Below are 21609 nucleotides of genomic sequence, written 5' to 3'. Positions count from 1 at the left end.
ATATGCCCGAACTTGTCCACACAAGACCGTTGACAAAAGGAAAATCTGGACTCATCTTGTGCGAGTTACGTTTCATATGGTGGCGACTCGGGGCGATGGTGCCGATGCGCTGCGTGAAGGAGGGGCCGTGGGACGCGGACCGGCATCGGGGCTCCGGGCGGCCGATTTCGTCGTCCGGGACCTGGACACCGCCGAGCTGCAGCGGCAGGCCGCCGCGCTGTACCGGCGCGTTTTCGGCTACCGCGATTCCGACGTCGGGCTGAGCCCGCCGCTGCTGACGGCGCTGCTGCGCAACGGCGGATCGGTCGTCGGAGCGGTGGACGCGGACGGCGCGCTGCTCGGTTTCGCCTACGGCATGCGCGGCGGTGACGGCACGCGCATGTACCACTACTCACAGGCGGCGGTCGTCGCGCCGGAGAGCCAGGGCCTCGGGCTCGGCCGCAAGCTGAAGCAGGCGCAGGCCGCGGTCGCCCGCAACACCGGGATGCGCTACATGCGCTGGAGCTACGACCCGCTGATCTCCCGCAACGCGCACTTCAACCTCGACGTCCTGGGCGCGGCCGGTCGCTGGTACGTCGACGACTTCTACCTGCACGAGCACTCGGACCGGGTCGTCGTCGAATGGGATCTGGAGGGCTCGCCCGCGCCCTTCGCGCCCGCCGAGCCGAACCCGCCGGTCACCCGCGCCGATTGGGGAACCTGGCAGGACTTCGGCGCGCACGGCCGCCTCGTGCTCCCGTCGGATCCGGCGCTGCTCGAACCCGACCGCGCCGCCGGGGTGAGATCCGCGGTGCGCGCCGGGTTCCACGAGTTCCTGGCCCGCGGTCTCGTCGCCCGCTCCTGCCGTCAGGTGTCGGCGGAGACCTCGGTTTACTGGTTCGCCCGTATCCCGATCACCGGAGGCGACCATGACCGCGCATGACACCAACCGCGACCTGACCAGCCCGCGCCAGCGCTTCGACGCGCGCGTGCAGCGCCGTTCGGCGGCCGTGCTGCAGCAGCGGATCGCCGAGCAGGAGATCCGGTCGCTGGACGCGGCGATGGAGTCGATCGCCCGGGACGGCTCGGTGGAGCGGGCCGCCGCGCTGGTGGTGCGGGCGCGCCGCCGGTTCATCCTGGGCGCGGGCAAGTCCTTCGCCTACGCGTGCCTGCTGGCCGCCGACCTCGGCGCCTCGCTGTCGAACGTGACCACCATCGACGGCCGGATCGTGCAGGCCGTCGACGTGCTCACCGAGGTGCGCTCCAGCGATGTGCTGGTCGTCTTCTCGCTGCGCCGCTACCGCCGCGAGAGCATCGAGGTCGCCCGCCAGTTCGCCGCTTCCGGCGGCACGCTGGTCGTGGTCACCGATGCCGAGGACGCGCCGCTGGCCGCCGTCGCGGACGCGGTGATCGTGGTGCAGACCGAGAGCGCGTCCTATTCGGACTCACCGACGGCCGTGGCCGCGGTGTCGCACGTGCTGGCCACCCTGATCACCGCCAGCGCCAAGGGCGCACAACGCCGCTTCGGCGAGCGGGACCGCTTCTCCCGCGCACTGGGCATCTACGCCGACGAAGCCGACAACCCCCGATCGGAGACCTGATGAAGATCGACAGCGCGACGCTGCACCGCGTCCGGCTGCCGTTGAAGCACAGCTTCCAGACCAGCTCGCACCGCAAGAGCCACCTGGAGCACATCCTGGTGCGGCTGGTCGACGAGACCGGAGCCGTCGGCTGGGGCGAGATCGCCTCGCCGAGCGACCCCTACTACGCGTCCGACACGGTCGGGACCAGCTGGCTGATCGCCACCGAGTACCTGCTGCCCGCCGTCCTCGGCCGCGAGGTCGAGCACCCGCGCGAACTCGGCGAGCTGTACGGGAAGGTGCGCGGACACCGCTTCGCCGCCGCCGGCATCGACGCCGCTGGCTGGGCGCTGTGGACCGCGCAGCAGGGCATTCCGCTGGCCGCCGCGCTCGGCGGCGAACGGGAAACCGTGGTGGCCGGGGTGTCGCTGGGCATCGAGCCCACCATCGACGACCTGCTGGAGCAGGTGCAGCGGCAGGTCGATGCCGGATATCCGCGGGTGAAGCTGAAGATCGCCCCGGGCTGGGACGTCGAACCGGTCAAGCAGGTGCGCGCGGCGTTCCCGCGGCTGAACCTGCACGTCGACGCCAACGGCGCCTACCTGGACGTCCCGGAGCACCGCGCCGTGCTGCGCGAACTCGACCACTTCGAGCTGGCGATGATCGAGCAGCCGTTCGCGCCCCGCGCGCTGCTGCCCTCCGCCGAACTGCAGGCGAGCATCGAAACCCCGGTCTGCCTGGACGAATCCGTGGACACGCTGGACGACCTGCGCACCGCGATCGCGCTGCGGGCGGGCCGGATCCTCAACATCAAGGCGTCCCGGATGGGCGGGCTGACCACCGCCGTGGCCGCGCACGACCTGGCCCGCGACGCGGGTTGGCCGGTGTGGTGCGGCGGGATGCACGAGTTCGGCATCGGCCGGATCGCCAACGTCGCGCTCTCCAGCCTGCCCGGTTTCAGCCTGCCCTCCGACGTCTCGGCGTCGGAGAAGTACTACGCCAGCGATGTGGTGAACCCGCCGCTGGTCGCGCACAACGGGGTCGTCGCCGTGCCCACCACCCCGGGGCTCGGCGTCGAGGTCGATGAGGACTTCATCGCCGAGCACAGCCACCAGACCCACAGAAAGCAGTCCTCATGAGCAATGTGGACAGCGCCGGCGCTCCGCCGCGCGCGGATGCCCCGACCGGACCCTCCAGGGCCCGGAGACTGACCATCACCACCACCGCCATCGGCGGCCTCGTCCTCTCCGGTGCGCTCGGACCGTTCGTCCAGGCGCCGACGTTGTGGGGCCTGGTGCCGATCGTGCTCTACGCGGCGCTCGCGCTGCTGGGCATGGACATCATGGTGGCCACCGTCGTCGCGGTGATCTCCGCGCTGCTGATCATGCTGCCCACCCCGGCGGAGGTCGGCGAGCTGCTCGGCGAATCGCTGGGCGACCAGGTCACCGTCATCGGCCTGGTCATCATGCTCGGCGCCGGGGTCGGCGAGATCCTGCGCAGCACCGGCATCGCGGCGACGATCGTGCGCGGCGTGATGCGCGTGGTCGGCGAGCGCAACCGCACGGCCGCGACGCTGGGCGTGATGGTCTCCTGCCTGCTCCTGGTCGCCAGCCTCGGCACCCTGGCCGGTGCGCTGGCGATCGCCGCGCCGCTGCTGCTGCCGGTCGTGGCCAGGCTCGGCTTCACCCGCTCGGCGACGGCGGCGATGATGTTCACCGGCGGTTGCGCGGGTCTGGCGCTGGCGCCCTTCGCCGGTTCCAACGTCGCGATCATGAGCGCGGCCGAGGTCGGCTACCTGCAGTACCTGCTCTACGGGGCGGGGCCGCTTGCGGTGCTGTCGCTGGTCGCGGGCCTGGTGATCGTGCCGTGGATGCAGCGGCGGACCGAGGGCACTGGCGACGACTACGACGCCGCCGACCTCGGCGCCACCGACGACACGCCGAAGCGGGGCAGCGGCCGGGCTACCGCGGCGTTCGCCCTCGTCCTGGTCGCCAGCGTCGGCTACGCGATCGCCTCCGGCGCGGGCACCACGTTCCCGCTGCTCGCGCTGCCGCTGATGGGCATCGTGGCCGGCCTGGTCGGCGGCCTGAGCCCGACCGAGATCGCGGTCCAGATGTACCGGGGCGCGGCCCGGCTGGTGAACGTGTTCCTGCTGTTCTGGCTGCTGGCGGTGCTGTTCGCCGGGATCGACGAGCTGCAGCCGTTCCAGGTCATCCTCGACACCTACGGCACGGACATGCGCGGTCTGTCGCCGTTCGTGTTCGCGCTGCTGATCGCCGCGCTCGGCTGGGTCGGGGTGCCCGGTGCGACCGCCGCGCAGGTGGTGCTGCTGGACAAGGTCTTCGGTGAGCTCGCGGCCAGCCTCGGGATCAGCGCCGGGGCCTGGATCGTGGTGCTGCTGTTCGCGTCCAAGGCCGACACCTACGGCCCGTTCCCGAACGCCAACATGGTCGGCTCGATGAGCCTGGCCCGCTCGACCAACCTGAAGAACATCCTGCTGACCGGCTTCGCGCTGCTGGTGCCGTGCTGCCTGATGTACGCGGTGATCCTGTTCTTCGAGACCAGCTGAGAGGAGATGCCATGTTCGACGTCGTGATCAACGGCGGTGAGCTGGTCGACGGGACCGGGACTCCGCGACGGCGCGGAAGCATCGGCATCACCGGTGACCGCATCGTCGAGGTCAGCCCCGGAAAACTGGCCGGGCGGCGGGAGATCGACGCCACCGGGCAGGTCGTCGCGCCCGGTTTCATCGACCTGCACTCCCACGCCGACTACACCCTGGAGGGCGCCCCGGCGGCCGTCACGCAGATCCACCAGGGCGTGACGACCCTGGTGACCGGCAACTGCGGGCACTCGCCGTTCCCGTTCACCGATCTGGACCTGATCCGCCGCGCCAGCATCATCGATGACCGCGCGCTGAGCTGGAAGTGGCGCGATGCGGCGGGTTTCCGCGAGGTCGTCGAAGGATCGGCGGTCAACGTCGCGCTGCAGGTCGGCCACAACGCGGTGCGGCTGGCGGTGCTCGGTGACGCCGACCGGGCACCGACGGGAGCCGAGCTCGAGAGGATGTGCGAGCTGGTGACGACCGCCGCGCGGCAAGGAGCCGTCGGCTTCTCCACCGGGCTCATCTACGCCCCAGGCGTGTTCGCCGACGCCGCGGAAGTGCGCGCCCTGGTCGCCGCGGCGGCGTCGGCCGGACTGCTGTACTCCACGCACATGCGCAACGAGGCGGCGACGCTGCTCGACGCGGTTCGCGAGGCGATCGAAGCCGCGGAATTCGCGGGCGCCCGCTTGGAGATCTCGCACCTCAAGGCGATGGGGCCGGAGAACCACGGCAAGGTGGTGGAAGCCCTCGCGCTCATCGACGCGGCCCGGCAGCGGGGTGTGGACGTCGCCGCCGACGTCTACCCGTACACGGCCTCCAGCACCTCGCTGGTGTCGCGACTGAGTCCGTGGGCGGTCGACGGCGGCAAGGACGCGCTGCTGGCCAGGCTGGCCGACCCGGCGACCCGGGAGCGCATCGCCGCTGAGCTGCGGGCCAGGTTCGGCCGGGACATCGACCCGGAGGGCCTGGTCATCGCCGACCTGCCGATCGGCGCGCAGAGCGCGGACATCGGCCTTTCGGTCGCGGAGATCGGCCGCCGGGACGGCGTGGACCCGGCCGAAGCAGCGCTGCGCGTGCTGGTGGCGCACGCGGCGAACGTGATGATCGTGAACCACGCGATGAGCGAGACCGACGTCGACACCGTGCTCCGGCACCCGTGGGTGTCGGTGGCCAGCGACGGCTGGACCATGACCGAGCGCGGCGACGGCAGGCCGCACCCGCGCAGTTTCGGCACCTTCGCCCGGGTGCTCGGCCGCTACGTGCGGGAACGCGGGGTGCTGACGCTGGAGGACGCGGTGCGCAAGATGACGTCGCTGCCCGCGGCCAGGATCGGGCTGGCCGACCGCGGTGTGCTCGCCGCGGGCAAGGCCGCCGACGTCGTGGTGCTCGACCCGGCGGGGATCATGGACAACTCCACCTTCGAGCAGCCCTGGCAGTTGGCGTCGGGATGCTCGGCGGTGCTGGTCAACGGTGTGCCGGTGCTCCTCGACGGCAGCCCCACCGGGCGCAGCGGCGGAACGGTGCTGACCTCGGCGGCGTGAACCGGCGGGGGATGGTCGCGTGGCGGCGATCATCCCCCGGAATCGGGTGCCGACCAGCCGCTCAGCATCCGGCGCGATTCGAAGCGCCGCCGGTGCCCGGTGACCGGATCGGTGAACTCCAGCACCTTGGCCAGCAGCTGCAGCGGGTCGGCGAAGTCGTCGGCGGCCCGCTGCCGCACCACCGGGTACAGGTCGTCGCCGAGGATCGGAACTCCCAGGCTGTTGAGGTGCACCCGCAGCTGGTGGGTGCGCCCGGTGCGCGGCAGCAGCCGGTAGCGGCCGAGACCGCCGCGGTGCTCGACGAGCTCCACCGCGGTTTCGCTGTTGGGCTCGCCCGGCACCTCCTCGGCGGCCAGCACACCGCGCTGCTTGTGGATCCTGCTGCGCACCGTGCGGGGCAGCTGCAAATCCGGGTCGAAAGCGGCGACGGCCTCGTACTCCTTGTGCACCAGCCGGTCGTGGAACAGCGTCTGGTACGCGCCGCGGTGCCGCGGGGTGATGACGAACATGACCAGCCCGGCGGTCAGCCGGTCCAGCCGGTGCGCGGGGCTGAGCTCGGGCAGGTCGAGATCGCGCCGCAGCCTGATCAGCGCGGTCTCCGCGACGTGCCCGCCGCGCGGGGTGGTGGCCAGGAAGTGCGGCTTGTCCACCACCAGCAGGTGCTCGTCCCGGTGCACCACCTCGATCGCGAACGGCACGGGCACCTCGACCGGCAGATCGCGGTGGAACCAGAGGAACGCGCCCGGGACGAACGGGCTGTCGAGGCCGAGCGGACCGTCCGTCCCGACGATCAGGCCTTCGCGCAGCATGGTGTCGATGCGCTCCGGCGGGAGCTTCGGGATCCGGTCGATCAGGTGGTCCCGGACGGTGCGCCAGTGCCCGTCGAGCGGAAGTCGCATCCGGACCGGGTCCACGCCGTGCCGCTGCGGCAGCGGCGAGCTGAGCTTGCGTCGCATCGCGCCACCAGCGTAGCCGGTGGTCACAGCGCCATCTTGAAGCCCTCGTGGGAGGCGGTGAAGCCGAGCCGCTCGTAGAAACGGTGCGCGTCCGCCCGCTGCTTGTCGGTGGTCAGCTGCACCAGGGCGCAACCGCGCCGGCGGGCTTCGCCGATGGCCCACTCGAACATCTCGCCGCCGAGGCCGTGGCTGCGGTGCTGTTCGTGCACGCGCACCGCTTCGATCTGGGCGCGCAGCGCACCGCGCCGGGCGAGTCCCGGGATGAACGTCAGCTGCATGGTCGCCACGACCTCGTCCCCGGCAGTCGCCACCAGCAGCAGCTGCGCCGGATCGGCGTCGATGGCGGCGAAAGCCGCTCGGTACGGCTCCAGGTCGACGGCCGACTCCCGGGTCGCGCCGAGCTGGTCGGCGGCCAGCAGCTCGACGACGGCGGCCAGGTCGGCACCGGTGGCCCGGCGCAGCTGGTAGGTGACCGGTCCGACGGACAACGTCGCCAGCAAGTTCAACGATCCCTCCACAGTGGACTTCCGGATTCGGGGCTCCGGTACCGACTCTAATGCGCCGCAGCTGGCATGATCGCGGGAGCTACCGGGAGGAGGGCGGCGATGCCGGGAACCGCACCGGTCGCGGCGCGGCTGGCGGTGGCCGCGCTGTTCCTGGTCAACGGGGCGAGTTTCGCCAGCGTGGTGCCCCGCTACCCGGAACTGCAGGACTCGCTCGGACTGTCCAACGCCGCGCTGGGCACCGCCATCGCGGCGTTCCCGCTGGGCGCGATGGCGGCCGGTCTGCTGGCCGGCCCGCTGCTGGCCAGGTGGCGCTCGGCGAACGTCGCGGTGTGGTGCTCGGCGCTGCTCGCCGCGGACCTGGTCGCGATCGGGCTCGCGGCGAACTGGTGGCAGCTGGCCGGGGCGCTGTTCGTGGCGGGCGCGATGGACGCGGTGGTCGACGTGGCGATGAACGCGCACGGCCTGCGGGTCCAGCGCGCCTACGGGCGGTCGATCGTGAACTCGCTGCACGGCCTGTGGAGCGTCGGCGCGATCATCGGGGGCCTGGGCGGTTCGTTGGCGGCCGGGATCGCAGCGCCGCTACCGCTGCACTTCGGTGCGGCCGCCGTCGTGCTCGCAGCGGTGGCCATCACCAGCCGGACGTTCCTGCTCCCCGGGCCGGACGACTCCGCGCACCGGGGCAACCCGCGGGCGCGACCGGGAGCGCGAACCTTGCTCGCTCTGCTGGCGCTGGGCGCTCTGTGCGCAGCGGGTGCGTTGGTCGAGGACACCGCCGCGTCGTGGGGCGCGATCTACTTGCGCGATTCACTCGGCGCGGCGGCCGCGCTGTCCGGCGGGGTGTTCGTCGCGCTGCAAGCAGCCCAGACCATCGGCAGGCTCACCGGCGATCGGCTGGTCAACCGCTTCGGCGCCCGCGCCGTCGCGCGAGCCGGGGGAGCGTTGGTGGTCGTGGCCGTCGGCGGTGCGCTGCTGTGGCCCTCGATCCCAACCGCGATCATCGGTTTCGCCCTGGCCGGCTGGGGGATCGCCACGATCATCCCGGCCGGGTTCAACGCGGCCGACGCCGTACCGGGACTGCCGCCGGGAGCGGGCCTGGCCGTCGTCGGCTGGCTCTACCGGTTCGGGGTGCTGGCCGGGCCGCCGGTGGTCGGTCTGCTGGCGGACGCGGTGAGCCTGCGCCTCGGCCTGGTGGTGGTCCCGGTTGCGGGCCTGCTCATCGCGCTGCTGGCCGGCCGCCTCAGCCGAACAGCTTGGCGAGGAACCACCCGACCCGGCTGACCTTGCGGGTCCGCGGATTGCCCGCGACGCCGTGGACCTCCCACTGCTGCCCGCAGACGTCGCAGCGCCAGAGGCCCATCTGGCTGATGTCGGGTTCGCACGGGTGCCCTCGACGACCTCTTCGCATGTCTTGATCACACCACAACGGCACACGGCGGTGGGGTGCTCCGCTTCGGGCGGATCGGGTGAAACCGTGACTTTTGGCCTTACCGAGCGTGCACACCCCGGCCGTACCGTCGACGGCGGTACTCGTTCGGGGAGAGGGGCCGCAGGTGACGGTGCGAGAGATGATCGACCAGATGGAACGGCGCTGGGAAGAGCTGATGACTCTGCGCGCCAGCCCTGACATGTACGGCAGCGAGAGCCTCGACGGCCAGCTCGCCGAACTGGAGCTCTGGCTCCTCCGCATGCAGCGCCTGACGGCACCGGGTGTCCGCGCCGCATGACCGGAGTCCGGATCAGCACGTGAAGCGCACCGAGCAGCGGAGCGCGGAGGAGCCGCCCGATGCCGTTCGTCGACATCAAGGTGATCGCCGGGGTGTTCACCGCGGAGGAGCAGCGACGGCTGGTCGAGAGCGTGTCCGAAGCGGTCATCGCCGTCGAAGGCGAAGCCCTGCGCCCGTTCACGCACGTGGTCATCACCGAGACGCCCAGCGGCAGCTGGGCGATCGGAGGAGAGGCGATGACCACCGAACAGGTCCAGGCCAAGCGGGCCGCGGGCTGACCACAGCCGCATGATCCGGCAGTCTCGCCATACGTGATGTGATCGTTACGATACGGTGGCGCCCATGTCTGCTCGTGGGCGTTTCGACCACGACGAGAGCCACGGCTCGGTGCGCAACGAGATCACCGGTACCGTGCACGGCAACGTGGTGCAAACGCGCACGGTCAGCGGCGGAGTGCACGTCCACTGGCCGACGGGCGCAGCGTCGTGGCTGGTGGGGACAGCGGTGGTGTGCGCGGTGGCCGCCTTCGGCGTGATCAGCGCGGCAGTCGGCGCTCAACGCTGGCCGAGCGTCGCGATGTCGGTGCTGGCGGCGCTGGTGCTCGTCTTCTGGTTGATGCGCCGTCGTGCCCGTGCCACCGAGCAGGTGGGGGCCGCTGTTCGAACGCTGCGCGACGAGGTCCGGCGGCAGTGGACGCAGGAGGTGGGCACGCGCGGCCTGCGCCAGCCGAGGCCGCTGCGGCTGAAGTGGCGCCGGACCGCGCGCCCGGTCTCGGTGCCGGACGACAGCGGAGACACCCCGGTAGACGGCGAACGGTCGTCGGGACGGGCTCTGGGGGAAGCATTCCGCACGAACCACCGCCGCCAGCTGGTGCTGCTGGGCGCACCGGGATCGGGCAAGAGCACCTTGGCGACCCTCGGCGCGCTGGCCGTCATCGAGGACTCCCGGGAAGAAGATCCGGTGCCGGTTCTGCTGTCCGTGGCCGGTTGGGACCCGAGCGAGCCGGTGGAGGACTGGATCGCGCGGCGGATCGCCGCCGACTACCCGGTGCTGGCACCGCAATCGCACCTGCCTGAGCTGGTGCGCCGGTTGCTGGCGGACCGGCGGATTCTGCCCGTGCTGGACGGACTCGACGAGATGCCGCGCCCGCTGCTGGCGATGGCGCTGGCCGATCTGGACCGGTCCGCGGGCGCCGGCTTGCGGATGCTGATCACCTGCCGCAGCGCCGAGTTCGAAGAAGCCGTGTCCGGCGGTGGCCCGCTGTCGCAGGCCGTGGTGGTGGAGATCGAACCCGTGGCGACCGACGACGTGGTGACCTACCTCCAGGAGCGGGAGGTCACCGGAGCGGACCGCTGGTCCCCGGTGGTCGAGGCCCTGCGCGCCGACCCCCGTGGTCCGCTGGCCCGCGCGCTGTCCACGCCGCTGATGATCAGCCTCGCCAGGCAGGTCTACCGGAAACCCAGCAGCGATCCCGGGCAACTGGCCGCCTTCAGCACGTCGGAGGAGATCGAGAACCACCTGCTCGAACAGTTCCTGCCCACGGCCTACCCGAAGGAACCGGAACGAGCCAGGCGGTGGCTCGCGTTCCTCGCGCACCACCTCGAAATCCGTGTCGCAGGCCCGAACTTCGAGTGGTGGCACCTCCCGCGCGCGGTGCCTCGCTGGATCCTGGGGCTCCTGAGCGGACTCTCGACGGCTGTTGCGGTGGTGGTCCCGCACTTGCTGGCAACGATCGGCTCGGACGCGATGTACACCGCCGAAACGCTGGGCGTCGGGGTGCACCTGGGCGTCATGTTGGGTGTGGGTGTCGGCGTGCGGGTGGCCCGCACGGCTCACGTCGCGGGTCGGCGGTCGCGCAACCGGGTGTGGACCGTGCTGCGTGGTGCGGCCGGTGATCTCTTGGCGGCAGTCGCGGTCCTCGCGCTGATCCTGGCGGTGCTGGTGCTCGCCGAAGGCGTATCGGCCTGGGTGTCCGGTCACGAGCCTTCGTTGCTCGTGATGCAGCCCGGCTGGCGCGGGCCGGTTGCCTTTCACGTGACGGGAGCGGTGCTCTTCTTCGCGGTCGCCAACGTCCTGGGCCTCGACCGGTCCGGGACGCCACAGCGCAATGTGCCGCGGGTGACGACGCTGATTCCGCGACTGGTGATCTGCGCACTCGCCGGGCTGCTCTTCGTGCCCGTCGTGTACGTCGTGTTCTTGCTGTTCGGAAAGGAACTCGGCGAACGCGAAGTGGGACTGGTCGCGGTCTTCTGCGTGGTGCTCGCCGGGATTCCGGTCGGGGTGGCGCGGGGCTTGGCGGCACCGATCCCGCACCGCTCGGCGGTGTCGCCGTTGGACGTGTTGCGCAGTGATCGCGCGACCGTGCTGGTCACCGCAGTGGCCTGCGGAGTCGCCTCAGCGCTGGTGTTCAGTGCTTCAGCAGGAGGTTCCCCCTCGCAGTCCGGGTTCTGGCTGAGGGCGATCACGGTGAGCGTGATCGCTGTCGTGGTCTCCGCATCGCTCGGTCCGGCGTGGATGTCGTACTCGTTCGCCCGGATCTGGCTGGCCGTGCGGGGCCGTCTCCCGCTGCGGCTGATGGCGTTCCTCCAGGACACCCACGCCGCAGGCGTTCTCCGGCAGGTCGGGCCCGCCTACCAGATCCGGCACGAGCTGCTCCGCAAGCACTTCGCCAGGCAGGCCGAACGCCGGTGACGGTCACTGCCGGTCGTGGTGGCAGGTGCAGGGGTCTTGGCAGGCGTGGTTCACGCCGGGTAGCGGGTAGGTGTCCACGCGTTCCGCTCGGCCGATGGTGAGCCAGGACAGGACTCCGCCTGCCGCGCACAGGACGGCCGAGATCAGCAGTGCCGTGACGAAGCCGGGGCCGAGCGGGGCACCGGCTTCGGTTCGCGACAGTCCGGCGACCACCGGCAGCACCGCCACCGCGAGCAGCCCGGCGAGCCGGGACACCGCGTTGTTCACGCCGGAGGCGACTCCGGCGTTGTCCTCGCTCACCGAGGCGAGCACGGCCGAGGTCAGCGGCGCGACCGTGATCGACAGGCCGAGGCCGAACACCAGCACACCCGGCAGCACCCCGGTCAGGTAGGTGCTGCCCGGCACCGCCCAGGTCAGCAGGGCGAGACCGGCCGCGCAGATGATCGGGCCGAACGTCATCGGCAGCCGAGGGCCGGTGCGCTGCGCGACCGCGCCCACGCGGCTGGAGAGCAACAGCATGATGATGGTGATCGGCAGCGTCGCGATGCCCGCGGCGAGGGCGCTGTAGCCCATGGACTGCTGCAACTGCAGCGACAGCAGGAACAACGCGCCGCTCAGCGCCGCGTACACGGCCAGTGTGGTGAGGTTGGCGCCGGTGAACTGCGCCGAGCGGAACAGCGACAGCGGCAGCAGCGGGCTCGGGTGGCGCAGCTCGATCAGCGGGAAGGCCACCAGGCCCGCGACCCCGGCCACGGCCGCCGCGGTGGTCAGCGGCGTCCAGCCCGCGACCGGGATCTCGATCAGCGCGAACACCGCCCCGGCCAGCCCGACGGTCACCGCGATCGCGCCGAAGACGTCCAGCCGTCCCGCCGCCTGCGGGTTCCGGGACTCCGGGACGTGCCGCAGCGCCACCAGCGCGGCGGCCGCGATCGGCACGTTGATGAAGAACACCCAGCGCCAGGACGCCGCGTCCACCAGCCAGCCGCCGACGAACGGCCCGATCGCCGAGGCCACCCCGGTCAGCCCCGCCCACCGGCCCACCGCCTCGCCGCGATCGTCCTGCCGGATGGTCGAGTTGATCAGCGCCAGGCTGCCCGGCACCAGCAGCGCTCCGCCCACGCCCTGCAGCAACCGCGCCACGACGAGCGCCTCGCCGGTCGGCGCGAGCCCGCACCCCAGCGACGCGATGGTGAACAGCACCAGCCCGACCACGTACACCCGCCGGCGGCCGTAGCGGTCGCCGAGCGCCCCGCCGAGCAGCAGCAACGCGCTGAGGGTGAGCAGGTAGGAGTCGAGCACCCATTGCAGCACGCTGAGCTCGCCGCCCACCGCACGACCGATAGCGGGTAGCGCGACGTTGACGACCGACCCGTCCAGGAACGCCACCCCGGAACCCAGGATCGTGGCGACGAGGATCCAGCGACCCGACCGCGAGCGCAGCGGCGCAGCAGTGCTCATATCGCCCGACGATAGGCCTTGGAGCCCGTTGGTGGCTGGTTGGCGGAACCCGTCGAGCGCTCGCCTGGCGGCCGACGGGCTTTCAGCGCGGAGCGGGTGTGAAGGACAGCGGCAGGTGCTTGATGCCGTTGATGAAGTTCGAGACCAGGTGCTGCACGGGCCCGGTCACCTGGAGATCGCGCAGCCGCCACAGCGCCTCGCGGTAGAAGGCGCGCAGCTGCAGCCGGGCGAAGTGCGCGCCCAGGCAGACGTGCGGGCCATCGCCGAAGGCGACGTGGGCGTTGGGGGAGCGGCGGATGTCGAAGCGGTGCGGTTCGGGGAACCGCTCGTCGTCGAAGTGCGCCGAGCAGTGGAACACCACGACCTTGTCGCCGGCGCGGATCCGCTGCCCGCCCAGCACGGCATCGGCCGTGGCGGTGCGGCGGAAGCTGAGTACCGGCGGGTGGAAGCGCAGCGTCTCCTCCACCGCGGAGTCCAGCAGTTCCGGCTCCGCCAGCAGCAGCCGGTGCTGGTCGGGATGCCGGGCGAAGGCGAGCACCCCGCCCGGCAGGGCGCTGCGCACGGTGTCGTTGCCGGCCACCGAGAGCAGGAAGAAGAACATCTCCAGCTCGGCGTCGGCCAGCCCGCGCCCGTCCAGCTCGGCGTTGGCCAGCGCGGTCATCACGTCGTCGGCCGGGTTGTGGCGCTTGAACGCGGCGAGGTCCTGGGCGAAGGCGAACATGTCCGCCAGCATCGCCGGGGAGCGCGGGTTCACCGGCTTGCCATCGGCGTCCAGCGTGACCTCGGAGTGCTCCGGGTCCTGGTAGCCGATGATCCGGTTGGTCCACGCAAGCAGCATCCCGCGATCGGTCTCCGGAACGCCGAGCAGGTCCGCGAGGTTGCGCAGCGGGTAGTCGTCGGTCACCTCGGCGGGCAGGTCGCAGCCACCGCGCTCGACCACCTCGTCGACCAGCAGCCGCGCCCGCTCTGCCACCGTCTCGCGGAACCGGTCGACGCGCCGCGGCGTGAACGCCCGGCTGACCAGCCGCCGCAGCCTGCCGTGCTCCGGCGGGTCGAGGTTGAGCATCATGCGCCGGATGAACGGCAGGTCCGCCGGCTCCGGGTCGCGGATCTGGGTGGCGCCCAGCCAGGACGAGAAGACCTCGGCGGACTTCAGCACCGCGACCACGTCGGTGTACCGGGTCACCGCCCAGAAACCGGGGCCGCCGGGCCAGGCGCCGACCTCGCGCTCCTGCTGCCAGCTCACCGGAGCGTGCTCGCGGAGCCAGGCGAAGTCCTCGTGCGGCACGCCCGTGGCGTACCTGCGCGGGTCGAACACGTCCGGGACAGATGTGGGCGCTGCCATCGCGACTCCTTCGCCGGGTCCAGGCATACTCTGGCCGCCGGGCCGGGCGGCGTCAACGCCCCGATCAGTCCACAGTGGAGTCCGGTCGTGGCACGGCGAGGCCCTCGGCGGGCAGCTGCGAGGTCCCGGCCTCCGGGGCGTAGCGGTGCAGCAGGTCCAGCCCGATCCGCGCGCGGCGCACCCGCTCCCGGCCCAGCGCCACCGCGGTGGGCGTCAAATGGGAGCCGCTGGGGTAGATGTTCGGGGCGTTGCGCAGGCCGAACTTGACGTACACCGGTGCCGCGACGCGCACGATCTCGGCGATCTCGAAGTGCCGGACGAAACCGCCCATGTCGTCGGGCGCTTCCACGTAGACGTCCAGCGGCAGCTCGGTGGCGGCGCGGATCGCGGCCAGCTGCCCGATGCTCAGGTCGGTGGGTACGTTGTAGGTGTCGGCGCCCAGGTCTTCCGCGATGCGCACCGCGGCCGGGTTCGCCAGTCCCATCTGGACGCTGATCTTGAACTGCAGATCCGGCGGCAGGTCACCGGCCGCGCGCATGGCCGATGCGGTCTTGAGCACGCCGAGATCGGTGACCAGGACGCTGCGGATGCCCGCCTCCGCCGTCCGCTTGATGTCCTCCAGCACGTGCACGAGCTGTTCGGTGCCACGCGCTTGCGCCGCCACCGGACCGCCACCCGCGGCGGTGGCCATCGGGCTGGTGTCCCAGCCGGCGACGGGCCGGGCGAACAGGCTCAGCTCGACCGAGCGCGCCGCGGCGGTGCGCGCCATCCCGCGCAGTTCCGCATCGGTGAGCAGCATCCCGCCGCTGCCCTGCGAGATGCGGTGCACCACGACCTGGCGGGCGTCGGCTTCGGCGAGCACGGCGTCGAGCACCTCGGGGCCTTCCGTGCTCGGGATCTCCACCCGGTACTGGGCGCCGTCCGGGAACCGCTTGGTGCTGGTGGCCGGGGCGTCCTCCCCGGGCAGGCCTTGGGAGCGCAGGAAGTCCCGGGTCTGGCGCATCGGACCACTCCGTTCGAGATCCCAGACGATGTTCGGAAAATCGTATGCAGTGCGGAAAGGGGCGGTCAAGCGGAACCTCCAGTTCGTGGCCGGTATCGGATACGATGTTCGAAATACCGGTCACGGCCGTACGCGGCCGACGGGGGAGGAGCACCAGCGGTGGCACGAGCGGTACCAGCGGTGGAACGAGCATTCGACGTCCTGGAGCTGTTCCTGGACATCGACGAGCTCAGCGCACCGGAGATCACCGCGAAGCTCGGCCTGCCGCGCACCACGGTGCACGAGCTGGTCGGCACCCTCAGCGAACGCGGCTACCTGATGCCGGCGGGACGCGGCAGCAACAAGTTCCGGCTCGGCGTGCGCGGATTCCAGCTGGGTTCGGCCTACGCGGAGCGCCTCGACCTGGCCCGGGAAGGCCAGCTGGTCGCCGAGGAGATCGCCGAGCGCTGCCAGGAGACGGTGCACGTCGGTGTCCGGGAGGGCGCCGAGGTGCTCTACGTGGCCAAGGTCGACAGCAGTCACCCGGTCCGCATGGTCTCCGCGGTGGGACGCAGGCTGCCGGCGCACTGCACCGCCGTCGGCAAGGCCCTGCTGGCTGCCCTGCCGCGCGCCGAGGTCGACGAGCTGTACGGCAACCGCAAGCTCAAGGCGATGACCGAGCACAGCATCGCCACCCGCAAGGAACTGCGCGCCGAACTGGACCGGGTCATCGAGACCGGGGTGGCGCGCGAGTACTGCGAATCCAACGAAGCGGTGGCGTGCGTGGCCGCACCGGTGCGCGACCACACCGGTGACGTCGTGGCCGCGATCAGCATCGCGGTGCCGATCCTGCGCTGGAACGAGGAGACCGAAGCGGCCCTTCGCGACCTGATCGGCGAAGGAGCGCTCACCCTCTCCGAGCGCTTGGGCCACGTGGTCAGCTCCGGACGATGACCACCGGGCACTTGGCGTGCGCGGCGCACCGCTGGCTCACCGAACCGAGCAGCGCGCCGTAGAAGCTGCCGTGCCCCCGGCTGCCGACCACCAGCAGCTCGGCTCCCTCCGAGGCGTCCAGCAGCGCCTGGGCGGCGTGCGCGTGGGTGAGCTCGCGCTCGATCGGCACGGACGGGAGGTTCTCGCCCTGCACCTGCTCGACGGTGTCGTCCAGGGCCTTGCGCGCGGCGTCCTCGAAGTCGTCGGGTGGCATCGGACCGCCCTCCCAGCTGTAGAACGCCGGGAACTCCCAGGCCCCGACCGCGTGCACGGTGGCGTCCAGCAGCGCCGCCTGCTTCACCGCCCACCGCAACGCGCACTTCGACGGGTCCGACCCGTCCACACCGACGACGACCTTGCGTTCGCTCATGGCACCCTCCGGGCCTGCTCGAACAGCGTTGCGGTTCCCATGGAAGTACGAACCGGCGGTTCCGTCCAGTCCGGGATTCCGCGCGCCGATTACACCCGGTGCACGCCGCGGCCGGTCCCAGCACCTGCGCGTCGTGTCGATCTATACACGTCCGGTCGACCACGAAGGTGTGATGTTCTGGGTGAACCGGCGCGGAAACCGGGATCCGCAGGACGGGAAGTGCAGGCCTTACCCGGGTGGGTGCTTGTGACGCAACGTAGTGCGCGATACACCTGAGATCGCTGTGGCGAAATCTGGGAACGCTGTGGCGAGCAACCCGACTACCGCCCGAGGTGAGCGATCATGACCACCCCCGAGGAGAACTCCACCGGACGCTATCTGGTGCTGCTGGAGGACAACTCGACCATCATCGGAACCCGCGAACTGTCCCGGCTGACCGGTATCCGCTGCGCCAACACCGCCGATGCCGCCGGCGCCGCGCCCGGTGAGCTGTTCCGCAGCGCCGGTGGGATCGTGCTGCACGACCTCGGCGTCGCGCTGATCAGCGCGGACGACGACCAGTTCAACTCGCTGCGGCAGGCGGCGGGCGAAACCGGCCCGATCGCCGGGATCGAGGCCGAGCGCCGGGTGTTCGCCATCGGCGGCCCGTCGGCCTCCGCCGAGGACGGCGAGTTCACCTGGGGCCTGCAGGAGACGCGCTCCGACCGCAGCAAGGCCACCGGCAAGGACGTCCGGGTCGCGGTGCTCGACACCGGCCTGGACCTCAAGCACCCCGACTTCGCCGGCCGCGACATCGTCACCGGCTCCTTCGTCGAGGGCCAGGACGTCCAGGACGGGCACGGTCACGGCACGCACGTGATCGGGACCTCCTGCGGGCCGCGGACCTTCGCGGAGGGACCGGGCTACGGCATCGCCTCGGAGGCCAGCATCTACGCGGGCAAGGTGCTCGGCGACGACGGTTCGGGCACCGACGGCGGCATCCTGTCGGGCATCCAGTGGGCGATCTCCAACGGCTGCGCGGTGGTGTCGATGTCGCTGGGCGCGGCCACCGAACCCGGTGCGCCCTACTCCGACGCCTTCGAGAAGGTCGCGCAGCGGGCGATGGAGCGCGGCACGCTGATCATCGCCGCGGCGGGCAACGAGAGCCAGCGCTCGGCGGGCACGATCGCGCCCGTCGGCCACCCGGCGAACTGCCCGTCGATCATGGCCATCGGCGCGCTCGACTCGCAGCTGCAGATCGCCGACTTCTCCTCCGGCACGGTCGACCAGATCGGGCAGGTCGACCTGGCGGGCCCCGGCGTCGACGTCTACTCGAGCTGGCCGGGCGCCGAGCGCTACCGCAAGCTCAGCGGCACCAGCATGGCCACCCCGCACGTCGCAGGCGTGGCCGCGCTCTACGCCCAGCAGTACCCGGAGCGGGCGTGGGGCCTGTGGGCGCGGTTGTCGCAGACGGCCCGCCGGCTGCCGCTGGCCGCCACCGACGTGGGCGCCGGGCTGGTCCAGGCGCCGTGACGAAAGGGGCTGCCTCCGGGCGAGGCGAAATCGCCCGGAGACAGCCCTGCGCACCGTCCCGCGCCGGTCACTCTCCGTCGTAAATGGCCTGCGCGGCGACCTTCGTGCAGTTGCCGAGATCTTCGGCCGCCGCGGCCGCCTGGTCGAGCGCGACGTGCACTTCCGAAGGCTCGGTGCTGTTGGGTTGCTCGCAGGCGGCGGCCAGCCCGTCGAGCTGACGGGCCAGCCGCGCGCTGGTCGCGGTGATGTGCAGCAGCGCCTCCCGCGCCTCGACGAGCGCCTCCGGCGACCTGGCGAGCTCCCAGGTGCTGCGCTCCAGCCGGTGACCGGCCTGCTTGATCAGGTCGGTAGTCGCGTCGACGTCCTGTCGGCGCGGCGTGCCGCTGTTCATCTGGTCGCTCCCCACCGAGTCCGGTCCCGGTCCGACGCACTCGAACCGGAGAAGGTCTCACGCTGTCGGGTTACCCGAGCGGCCCGATCGACATTCCTCACCAGCGGGTTCGGAGGCTCACCGCGGCAACCGCGCTGAGCGCCGCCGCGGCGACACCGAACCGCCGGGACCCGGACACGGCCACCCGGCGGCGGAACACGTCGTAGCCGGAGTCCACGATGCAGTCCAGGATCTCGCCGTAGAGCGTGAAGGCGGTGCGCACGCAGGGGCGCGAGCGCGCCGATAACAGCGCGATGCCCGGCTCGGCGCTCCGGTAGAGCGCGCGGGTGCGCGCGACCTGATCGGCCAAGGCCTGGCGCACCCGGCGGTCGGGGCGGCCGGTGCGCCGGCACCACGCCAGCCGCTCGCGGTCCACGCCGAACGCGGCCAGCTCCTCCAGCGGCAGGTAGACCCGGCCGCGGTCGAGGTCCTCGCCGACATCGCGCAGGAAGTTCGTCAGCTGGAAGGCCTCGCCCAGCGCGGCGGCGTAGGGGGCGGCCTCCGCGGCGGGCGAGACGGTGCCGAACACCGGGAGCAGCTGGAGACCGATCACCGCGGCCGATCCGTGCACGTAGGCGTCCAGCTCGGCGCGGGTGGGGTAGTCGCGAACCGTCAGGTCCATCCGCATCGACGCCATGAAGTCGGTGAACAGGGCCGTGTCGATGGCGTGCCGGGAGGTGGTGTCCACCAGCGCGGCGATGATCGGGTTCCGGCTGTGCCCGGCTCGCAGCCCGGCTCGCAGCTCGCCATCGAGCCGGTCGATCGCCTGCTGGCGCTCGTGCACCGTCCGCGGCCCGGTCTCGTCGACGATGTCGTCCACCCACCGCGCGAATCCGTAGAGCGCGTGCACGGAGGGTCGCTGAGCCGGTGCCAGCAGGCGGGTGGCCAGGAAGTAGGTGCGGCCGTGCTGGGCGTTGAGCGCCCGGCACCGCTGGTAGGCGGCGTGCAGGTGCTCCGGGATGCGGGCGGCGTCGAGCTCGCGGCGCGCTGCCGCCGACGACCTGGTGCCCGTGTCCATACCGGAAATAACAGCACACCGAGTGCGCAGGTGTGCGCACGGTGGCCGCTCGCGGTGAACCCGGTCACGTCCGTCGTCCGAATAGGACGGTGCCGCCGCCCGCGCCCGGCTCGAACCCGCCTAGCCCAGCCCGCTTTCGTCGAGAGCCTCGTCCAGGCCGTCGAGCAGCACGACCCCGAGGGTGTTGGCGACCGAACCGGTCGCCAGGTCGGTGCGCAAGCGCTGCGCCAGGATCCGGACCCGCCCGGCGTCCGGTCTGTCCTGGCGGGTCGCCTCGCACAGCCGCTGGGCGGTCGATTCGATCTCGACGGTGTCGCCGTAGCGCGCGTGCACCGTCGGCAGCGCCAGCAGCACCACCTTGGCGACGCGCGTCAACCCGGAGTAATCGATGCGGCGCGGTGCTCCCTCGCTCGCCGACCGCGCCTGCGGGACCGCGCCTTCGGCTGGGTCGTCGAGCACCGCCACCGACTGCGACCGGGACCAGGACGTGATGTCACCACCGTGCCTGCCCGCGCAGATCAGCCCGGAACCGGTGAGCCCGGCCCGGGCCGGGGTGCCCAGCTGCCCCTCCCCGCTGGTGGCGATCAGCTCGCGCTCCCGCAACGCCTCCAGCACGTCGGCCAGCTCGGCCCACGACGGCTGGACGGCTGCCGCCTCGGCCGCCGCGCTGTCGAAGAAGTCCGCGACCTCCGGACGGAACCGGTGATCTTCGTAGAGGTACCGGAGGAAGGCGCGAGCGATCGACTCAAGCCGTGACACAACCGCCTCCAAAAAGCGTGCTCGTCCGCGATGTCTGGGCGAGAGGGAGGAAGGGGCCGCGGAGCTGTCGAACCGGCGATCGGCGTGTCTCGTCGCCCCGGAAGTGCTCTCGCCGTCCCCAGTTCAGCGGATCCACTTCGGCGACCACCGGGCCCCGAACGGCCACAACGCATGGAAGCGTATGCGGACCGACTGCTAGATCGCAGGGGACTTTTGTCACCCACACGCTGATTTTCGCGCTGCTGCCAGGAACTTTCGCGCTGCGCCGGTTGTTGGTAACCGCAACTGCCCGCAGCGGTGGAGGAGGAACTTCACCACTCGGAACGCTGCGGCGTTCTCGGAGCGGGGGAGCCGCCCGCCTCCCAGGCGGCGCGGGACCGCCGGTCGCGGCCACATCCACCCCTGCCACGACCGGCGGCCGTCTCGTGCGCGATCCCCTCTTCGTCGCGCACGCGCGCGGGCGCTCCAGAACGCCCACGTGATTTAGACCGGCCAGGCCTCCGGGCGTGACGTGAGTCTGCGAAGAATTTTCACGCGGGTTTCCGCGACCCGGTGCGCAGGCCGTCGAAGGCGATCTTGGTCACCGCGTCGGCTACCTGCTCGGCGCGCAGCCCGCGGCTCGGCCGATACCACTCGATGATCGAGTTGACCATGCCGAACAGCAGCCTGGTGGTCAGCGCCGGATCGACGTCCGGGCGGATGCTTCCCTCGGCCTCGGCCTGCTCGACCAGATCGCTGACCACCAGGTCGAACTCGCGTCGGCGGGCCAGCGCCTGCCGCTCGACCCGGGTGTTGCCGCGCACCCGCAGCAGCAGCGTGACGAACGGCAGCTCCGCCACCAGCACCTCGATGCTGCGCCGCACGACGTGCTCCAGCCGGTCGATGGCCCGGCCGTTCGTCGACGCCTCCTCCTCGACGACCGCGAACAGCGCGTCCAGCGCCCGGTCGACGCTCAGCCGCAGCAGCTCGTCCTTGCCCGAGACGTGGTAGTAGATCGCCGACTTGGTGATGCCCAGCCGCTGCGCGAGGACCTCCATGCTGGTGCCCTCGTAGCCGCGTTCGTTGAACACGCGCACGGAGACGTCCAGAAGCCTGCCGAGGTCGTAGCCCGGTCGGCCCCGGCGATTGCTCCGTCCAGCGTTGTCTGCCATGGTCCCGAG

The 21609-nt window shown here is 71.5% G+C and carries 22 protein-coding genes; 11 read left to right on the top strand and 11 right to left on the bottom strand.

From position 1 onward, the window contains the following. Positions 1–127 precede the first annotated feature (127 nt). Genes ATL45_RS32720 through ATL45_RS32700 form a run of 5 tightly spaced genes read left to right on the top strand, consistent with a single transcriptional unit; the run spans position 128 to position 5705 of the window. Entirely contained in the window at positions 128–922 is a 795-nt protein-coding gene (locus tag ATL45_RS32720) for a GNAT family N-acetyltransferase (RefSeq protein ID WP_093145884.1), read from the top strand. Next, a complete protein-coding gene (locus ATL45_RS32715; RefSeq protein ID WP_093145885.1) occupies positions 909–1580 on the top strand; it encodes a MurR/RpiR family transcriptional regulator in 672 nt (223 codons plus the stop codon). Before ATL45_RS32720 ends, ATL45_RS32715 begins: the two co-directional genes overlap by 14 nt. After that, entirely contained in the window at positions 1580–2698 is a 1119-nt protein-coding gene (gene menC / locus ATL45_RS32710) for an o-succinylbenzoate synthase (RefSeq protein ID WP_093145886.1), read from the top strand. The genes ATL45_RS32715 and menC overlap by 1 nt, the downstream gene beginning before the upstream one ends. Further along, a complete protein-coding gene (locus ATL45_RS32705; protein WP_093145887.1) occupies positions 2695–4128 on the top strand; it encodes a Na+/H+ antiporter NhaC family protein in 1434 nt (477 codons plus the stop codon). The genes menC and ATL45_RS32705 overlap by 4 nt, the downstream gene beginning before the upstream one ends. Positions 4129–4139: 11 nt before the next feature. Then, a complete protein-coding gene (locus ATL45_RS32700; RefSeq protein ID WP_093145888.1) occupies positions 4140–5705 on the top strand; it encodes an N-acyl-D-amino-acid deacylase family protein in 1566 nt (521 codons plus the stop codon). A 29-nt stretch (positions 5706–5734) separates the two neighbouring features. On the opposite strand, the gene ATL45_RS32695 is transcribed toward ATL45_RS32700, so the two are convergent. Both ATL45_RS32695 and ATL45_RS32690 read right to left on the bottom strand, forming a co-directional pair. Continuing rightward, entirely contained in the window at positions 5735–6661 is a 927-nt protein-coding gene (locus ATL45_RS32695; RefSeq protein WP_093147186.1) for a pseudouridine synthase, read from the bottom strand. Between the two features lie 23 nt (positions 6662–6684). Continuing rightward, a complete protein-coding gene (locus tag ATL45_RS32690; protein ID WP_246025683.1) occupies positions 6685–7167 on the bottom strand; it encodes a GNAT family N-acetyltransferase in 483 nt (160 codons plus the stop codon). Between the two features lie 99 nt (positions 7168–7266). Here ATL45_RS32690 and ATL45_RS32685 point away from each other — a divergent pair, with 99 nt between their 5' ends. Continuing rightward, on the top strand, positions 7267–8445 hold the full coding sequence (locus ATL45_RS32685; protein WP_211841351.1) for an MFS transporter: 1179 nt from the start codon (positions 7267–7269) through the stop codon (positions 8443–8445). Here the strand turns inward: ATL45_RS32685 and ATL45_RS39120 are convergent. After that, positions 8405–8572 (bottom strand): hypothetical protein, encoded by a 168-nt coding sequence (locus tag ATL45_RS39120; RefSeq protein ID WP_170210412.1) that lies wholly within the window; start codon positions 8570–8572, stop codon positions 8405–8407. The genes ATL45_RS32685 and ATL45_RS39120 overlap by 41 nt on opposite strands. 145 nt (positions 8573–8717) lie before the next feature. Between ATL45_RS39120 and ATL45_RS39115 the strand changes: the two genes are divergently transcribed. From ATL45_RS39115 to ATL45_RS32670, 3 genes are all read left to right on the top strand, one after another. Continuing rightward, positions 8718–8891, top strand: a complete 174-nt coding sequence (locus ATL45_RS39115) for a hypothetical protein (RefSeq protein ID WP_170210118.1) — start codon at positions 8718–8720, stop codon at positions 8889–8891. A 59-nt stretch (positions 8892–8950) separates the two neighbouring features. Continuing rightward, a complete protein-coding gene (locus tag ATL45_RS32675; protein WP_093145890.1) occupies positions 8951–9169 on the top strand; it encodes a tautomerase family protein in 219 nt (72 codons plus the stop codon). Between the two features lie 64 nt (positions 9170–9233). Further along, entirely contained in the window at positions 9234–11582 is a 2349-nt protein-coding gene (locus ATL45_RS32670; protein ID WP_093145891.1) for an NACHT domain-containing protein, read from the top strand. Positions 11583–11585: 3 nt separating this feature from the next. Here ATL45_RS32670 and ATL45_RS32665 read toward each other — a convergent pair whose 3' ends face one another. The 3 genes from ATL45_RS32665 to ATL45_RS32655 form a co-directional block, all read right to left on the bottom strand. Continuing rightward, entirely contained in the window at positions 11586–13040 is a 1455-nt protein-coding gene (locus ATL45_RS32665) for an MFS transporter (protein WP_093145892.1), read from the bottom strand. Between the two features lie 82 nt (positions 13041–13122). Further along, positions 13123–14385 carry a cytochrome P450 gene (locus ATL45_RS32660; protein ID WP_093145893.1) on the bottom strand — a complete coding sequence of 421 codons (1263 nt, stop codon included), beginning with the start codon at positions 14383–14385 and terminating at the stop codon, positions 13123–13125. Positions 14386–14449: 64 nt separating this feature from the next. Further along, positions 14450–15388, bottom strand: a complete 939-nt coding sequence (locus ATL45_RS32655) for a U32 family peptidase (RefSeq protein WP_093145894.1) — start codon at positions 15386–15388, stop codon at positions 14450–14452. A 159-nt stretch (positions 15389–15547) separates the two neighbouring features. Between ATL45_RS32655 and ATL45_RS32650 the strand changes: the two genes are divergently transcribed. Further along, complete coding sequence (locus ATL45_RS32650) at positions 15548–16321, top strand: IclR family transcriptional regulator (protein ID WP_093145895.1); 774 nt, start codon at positions 15548–15550, stop codon at positions 16319–16321. Here ATL45_RS32650 and ATL45_RS32645 read toward each other — a convergent pair. Continuing rightward, a complete protein-coding gene (locus ATL45_RS32645; RefSeq protein WP_093145896.1) occupies positions 16305–16730 on the bottom strand; it encodes a universal stress protein in 426 nt (141 codons plus the stop codon). The genes ATL45_RS32650 and ATL45_RS32645 overlap by 17 nt on opposite strands. Positions 16731–17072: 342 nt before the next feature. On the opposite strand from ATL45_RS32645, the gene ATL45_RS32640 reads away from it, so the two are divergent. After that, positions 17073–18242, top strand: coding sequence for a S8 family peptidase (locus tag ATL45_RS32640; protein ID WP_093145897.1), 1170 nt, complete (start codon positions 17073–17075; stop codon positions 18240–18242). A 67-nt stretch (positions 18243–18309) separates the two neighbouring features. Here the strand turns inward: ATL45_RS32640 and ATL45_RS32635 are convergent, their stop codons facing one another. From ATL45_RS32635 to ATL45_RS32620, 4 genes are all read right to left on the bottom strand, one after another. Beyond that, the gene (locus tag ATL45_RS32635; RefSeq protein ID WP_093145898.1) at positions 18310–18633 is read right to left on the bottom strand and encodes a hypothetical protein; all 324 of its coding nucleotides are present in this window, start codon (positions 18631–18633) and stop codon (positions 18310–18312) included. Between the two features lie 97 nt (positions 18634–18730). Further along, complete coding sequence (locus ATL45_RS32630; RefSeq protein ID WP_093145899.1) at positions 18731–19690, bottom strand: phytoene/squalene synthase family protein; 960 nt, start codon at positions 19688–19690, stop codon at positions 18731–18733. Between the two features lie 120 nt (positions 19691–19810). Next, positions 19811–20449, bottom strand: coding sequence for a hypothetical protein (locus ATL45_RS32625; protein WP_093145900.1), 639 nt, complete (start codon positions 20447–20449; stop codon positions 19811–19813). Positions 20450–20979: 530 nt separating this feature from the next. Beyond that, positions 20980–21600: a TetR/AcrR family transcriptional regulator gene (locus ATL45_RS32620; protein ID WP_093145901.1), complete on the bottom strand. Its 621-nt coding sequence runs from the start codon at positions 21598–21600 to the stop codon at positions 20980–20982. Positions 21601–21609 lie beyond the last annotated feature (9 nt).

Source organism: Saccharopolyspora antimicrobica (assembly GCF_003635025.1).
Taxonomy (GTDB): domain Bacteria; phylum Actinomycetota; class Actinomycetes; order Mycobacteriales; family Pseudonocardiaceae; genus Saccharopolyspora; species Saccharopolyspora antimicrobica.
The sequence above is the reverse complement of the archived record's forward strand: the minus strand, read 5'-3'. Positions and strand labels throughout refer to the sequence as shown.

Coding starts and splice junctions, on each gene's coding strand:
- ATL45_RS32665 (WP_093145892.1), bottom strand. CDS start 13,040: ATGAGCACTGCTGCGCCGCTGCGCTCGCGGTCGGGTCGCTGGATCCTC.
- ATL45_RS32705 (WP_093145887.1), top strand. CDS start 2,695: ATGAGCAATGTGGACAGCGCCGGCGCTCCGCCGCGCGCGGATGCCCCG.
- ATL45_RS32675 (WP_093145890.1), top strand. CDS start 8,951: ATGCCGTTCGTCGACATCAAGGTGATCGCCGGGGTGTTCACCGCGGAG.
- ATL45_RS32670 (WP_093145891.1), top strand. CDS start 9,234: ATGTCTGCTCGTGGGCGTTTCGACCACGACGAGAGCCACGGCTCGGTG.
- ATL45_RS32635 (WP_093145898.1), bottom strand. CDS start 18,633: ATGAACAGCGGCACGCCGCGCCGACAGGACGTCGACGCGACTACCGAC.
- ATL45_RS32715 (WP_093145885.1), top strand. CDS start 909: ATGACCGCGCATGACACCAACCGCGACCTGACCAGCCCGCGCCAGCGC.
- menC (WP_093145886.1), top strand. CDS start 1,580: ATGAAGATCGACAGCGCGACGCTGCACCGCGTCCGGCTGCCGTTGAAG.
- ATL45_RS32630 (WP_093145899.1), bottom strand. CDS start 19,690: ATGGACACGGGCACCAGGTCGTCGGCGGCAGCGCGCCGCGAGCTCGAC.
- ATL45_RS32645 (WP_093145896.1), bottom strand. CDS start 16,730: ATGAGCGAACGCAAGGTCGTCGTCGGTGTGGACGGGTCGGACCCGTCG.
- ATL45_RS32685 (WP_211841351.1), top strand. CDS start 7,267: ATGCCGGGAACCGCACCGGTCGCGGCGCGGCTGGCGGTGGCCGCGCTG.
- ATL45_RS32695 (WP_093147186.1), bottom strand. CDS start 6,661: ATGCGACGCAAGCTCAGCTCGCCGCTGCCGCAGCGGCACGGCGTGGAC.
- ATL45_RS32620 (WP_093145901.1), bottom strand. CDS start 21,600: ATGGCAGACAACGCTGGACGGAGCAATCGCCGGGGCCGACCGGGCTAC.
- ATL45_RS32640 (WP_093145897.1), top strand. CDS start 17,073: ATGACCACCCCCGAGGAGAACTCCACCGGACGCTATCTGGTGCTGCTG.
- ATL45_RS32700 (WP_093145888.1), top strand. CDS start 4,140: ATGTTCGACGTCGTGATCAACGGCGGTGAGCTGGTCGACGGGACCGGG.
- ATL45_RS39120 (WP_170210412.1), bottom strand. CDS start 8,572: ATGCGAAGAGGTCGTCGAGGGCACCCGTGCGAACCCGACATCAGCCAG.
- ATL45_RS32655 (WP_093145894.1), bottom strand. CDS start 15,388: ATGCGCCAGACCCGGGACTTCCTGCGCTCCCAAGGCCTGCCCGGGGAG.
- ATL45_RS32660 (WP_093145893.1), bottom strand. CDS start 14,385: ATGGCAGCGCCCACATCTGTCCCGGACGTGTTCGACCCGCGCAGGTAC.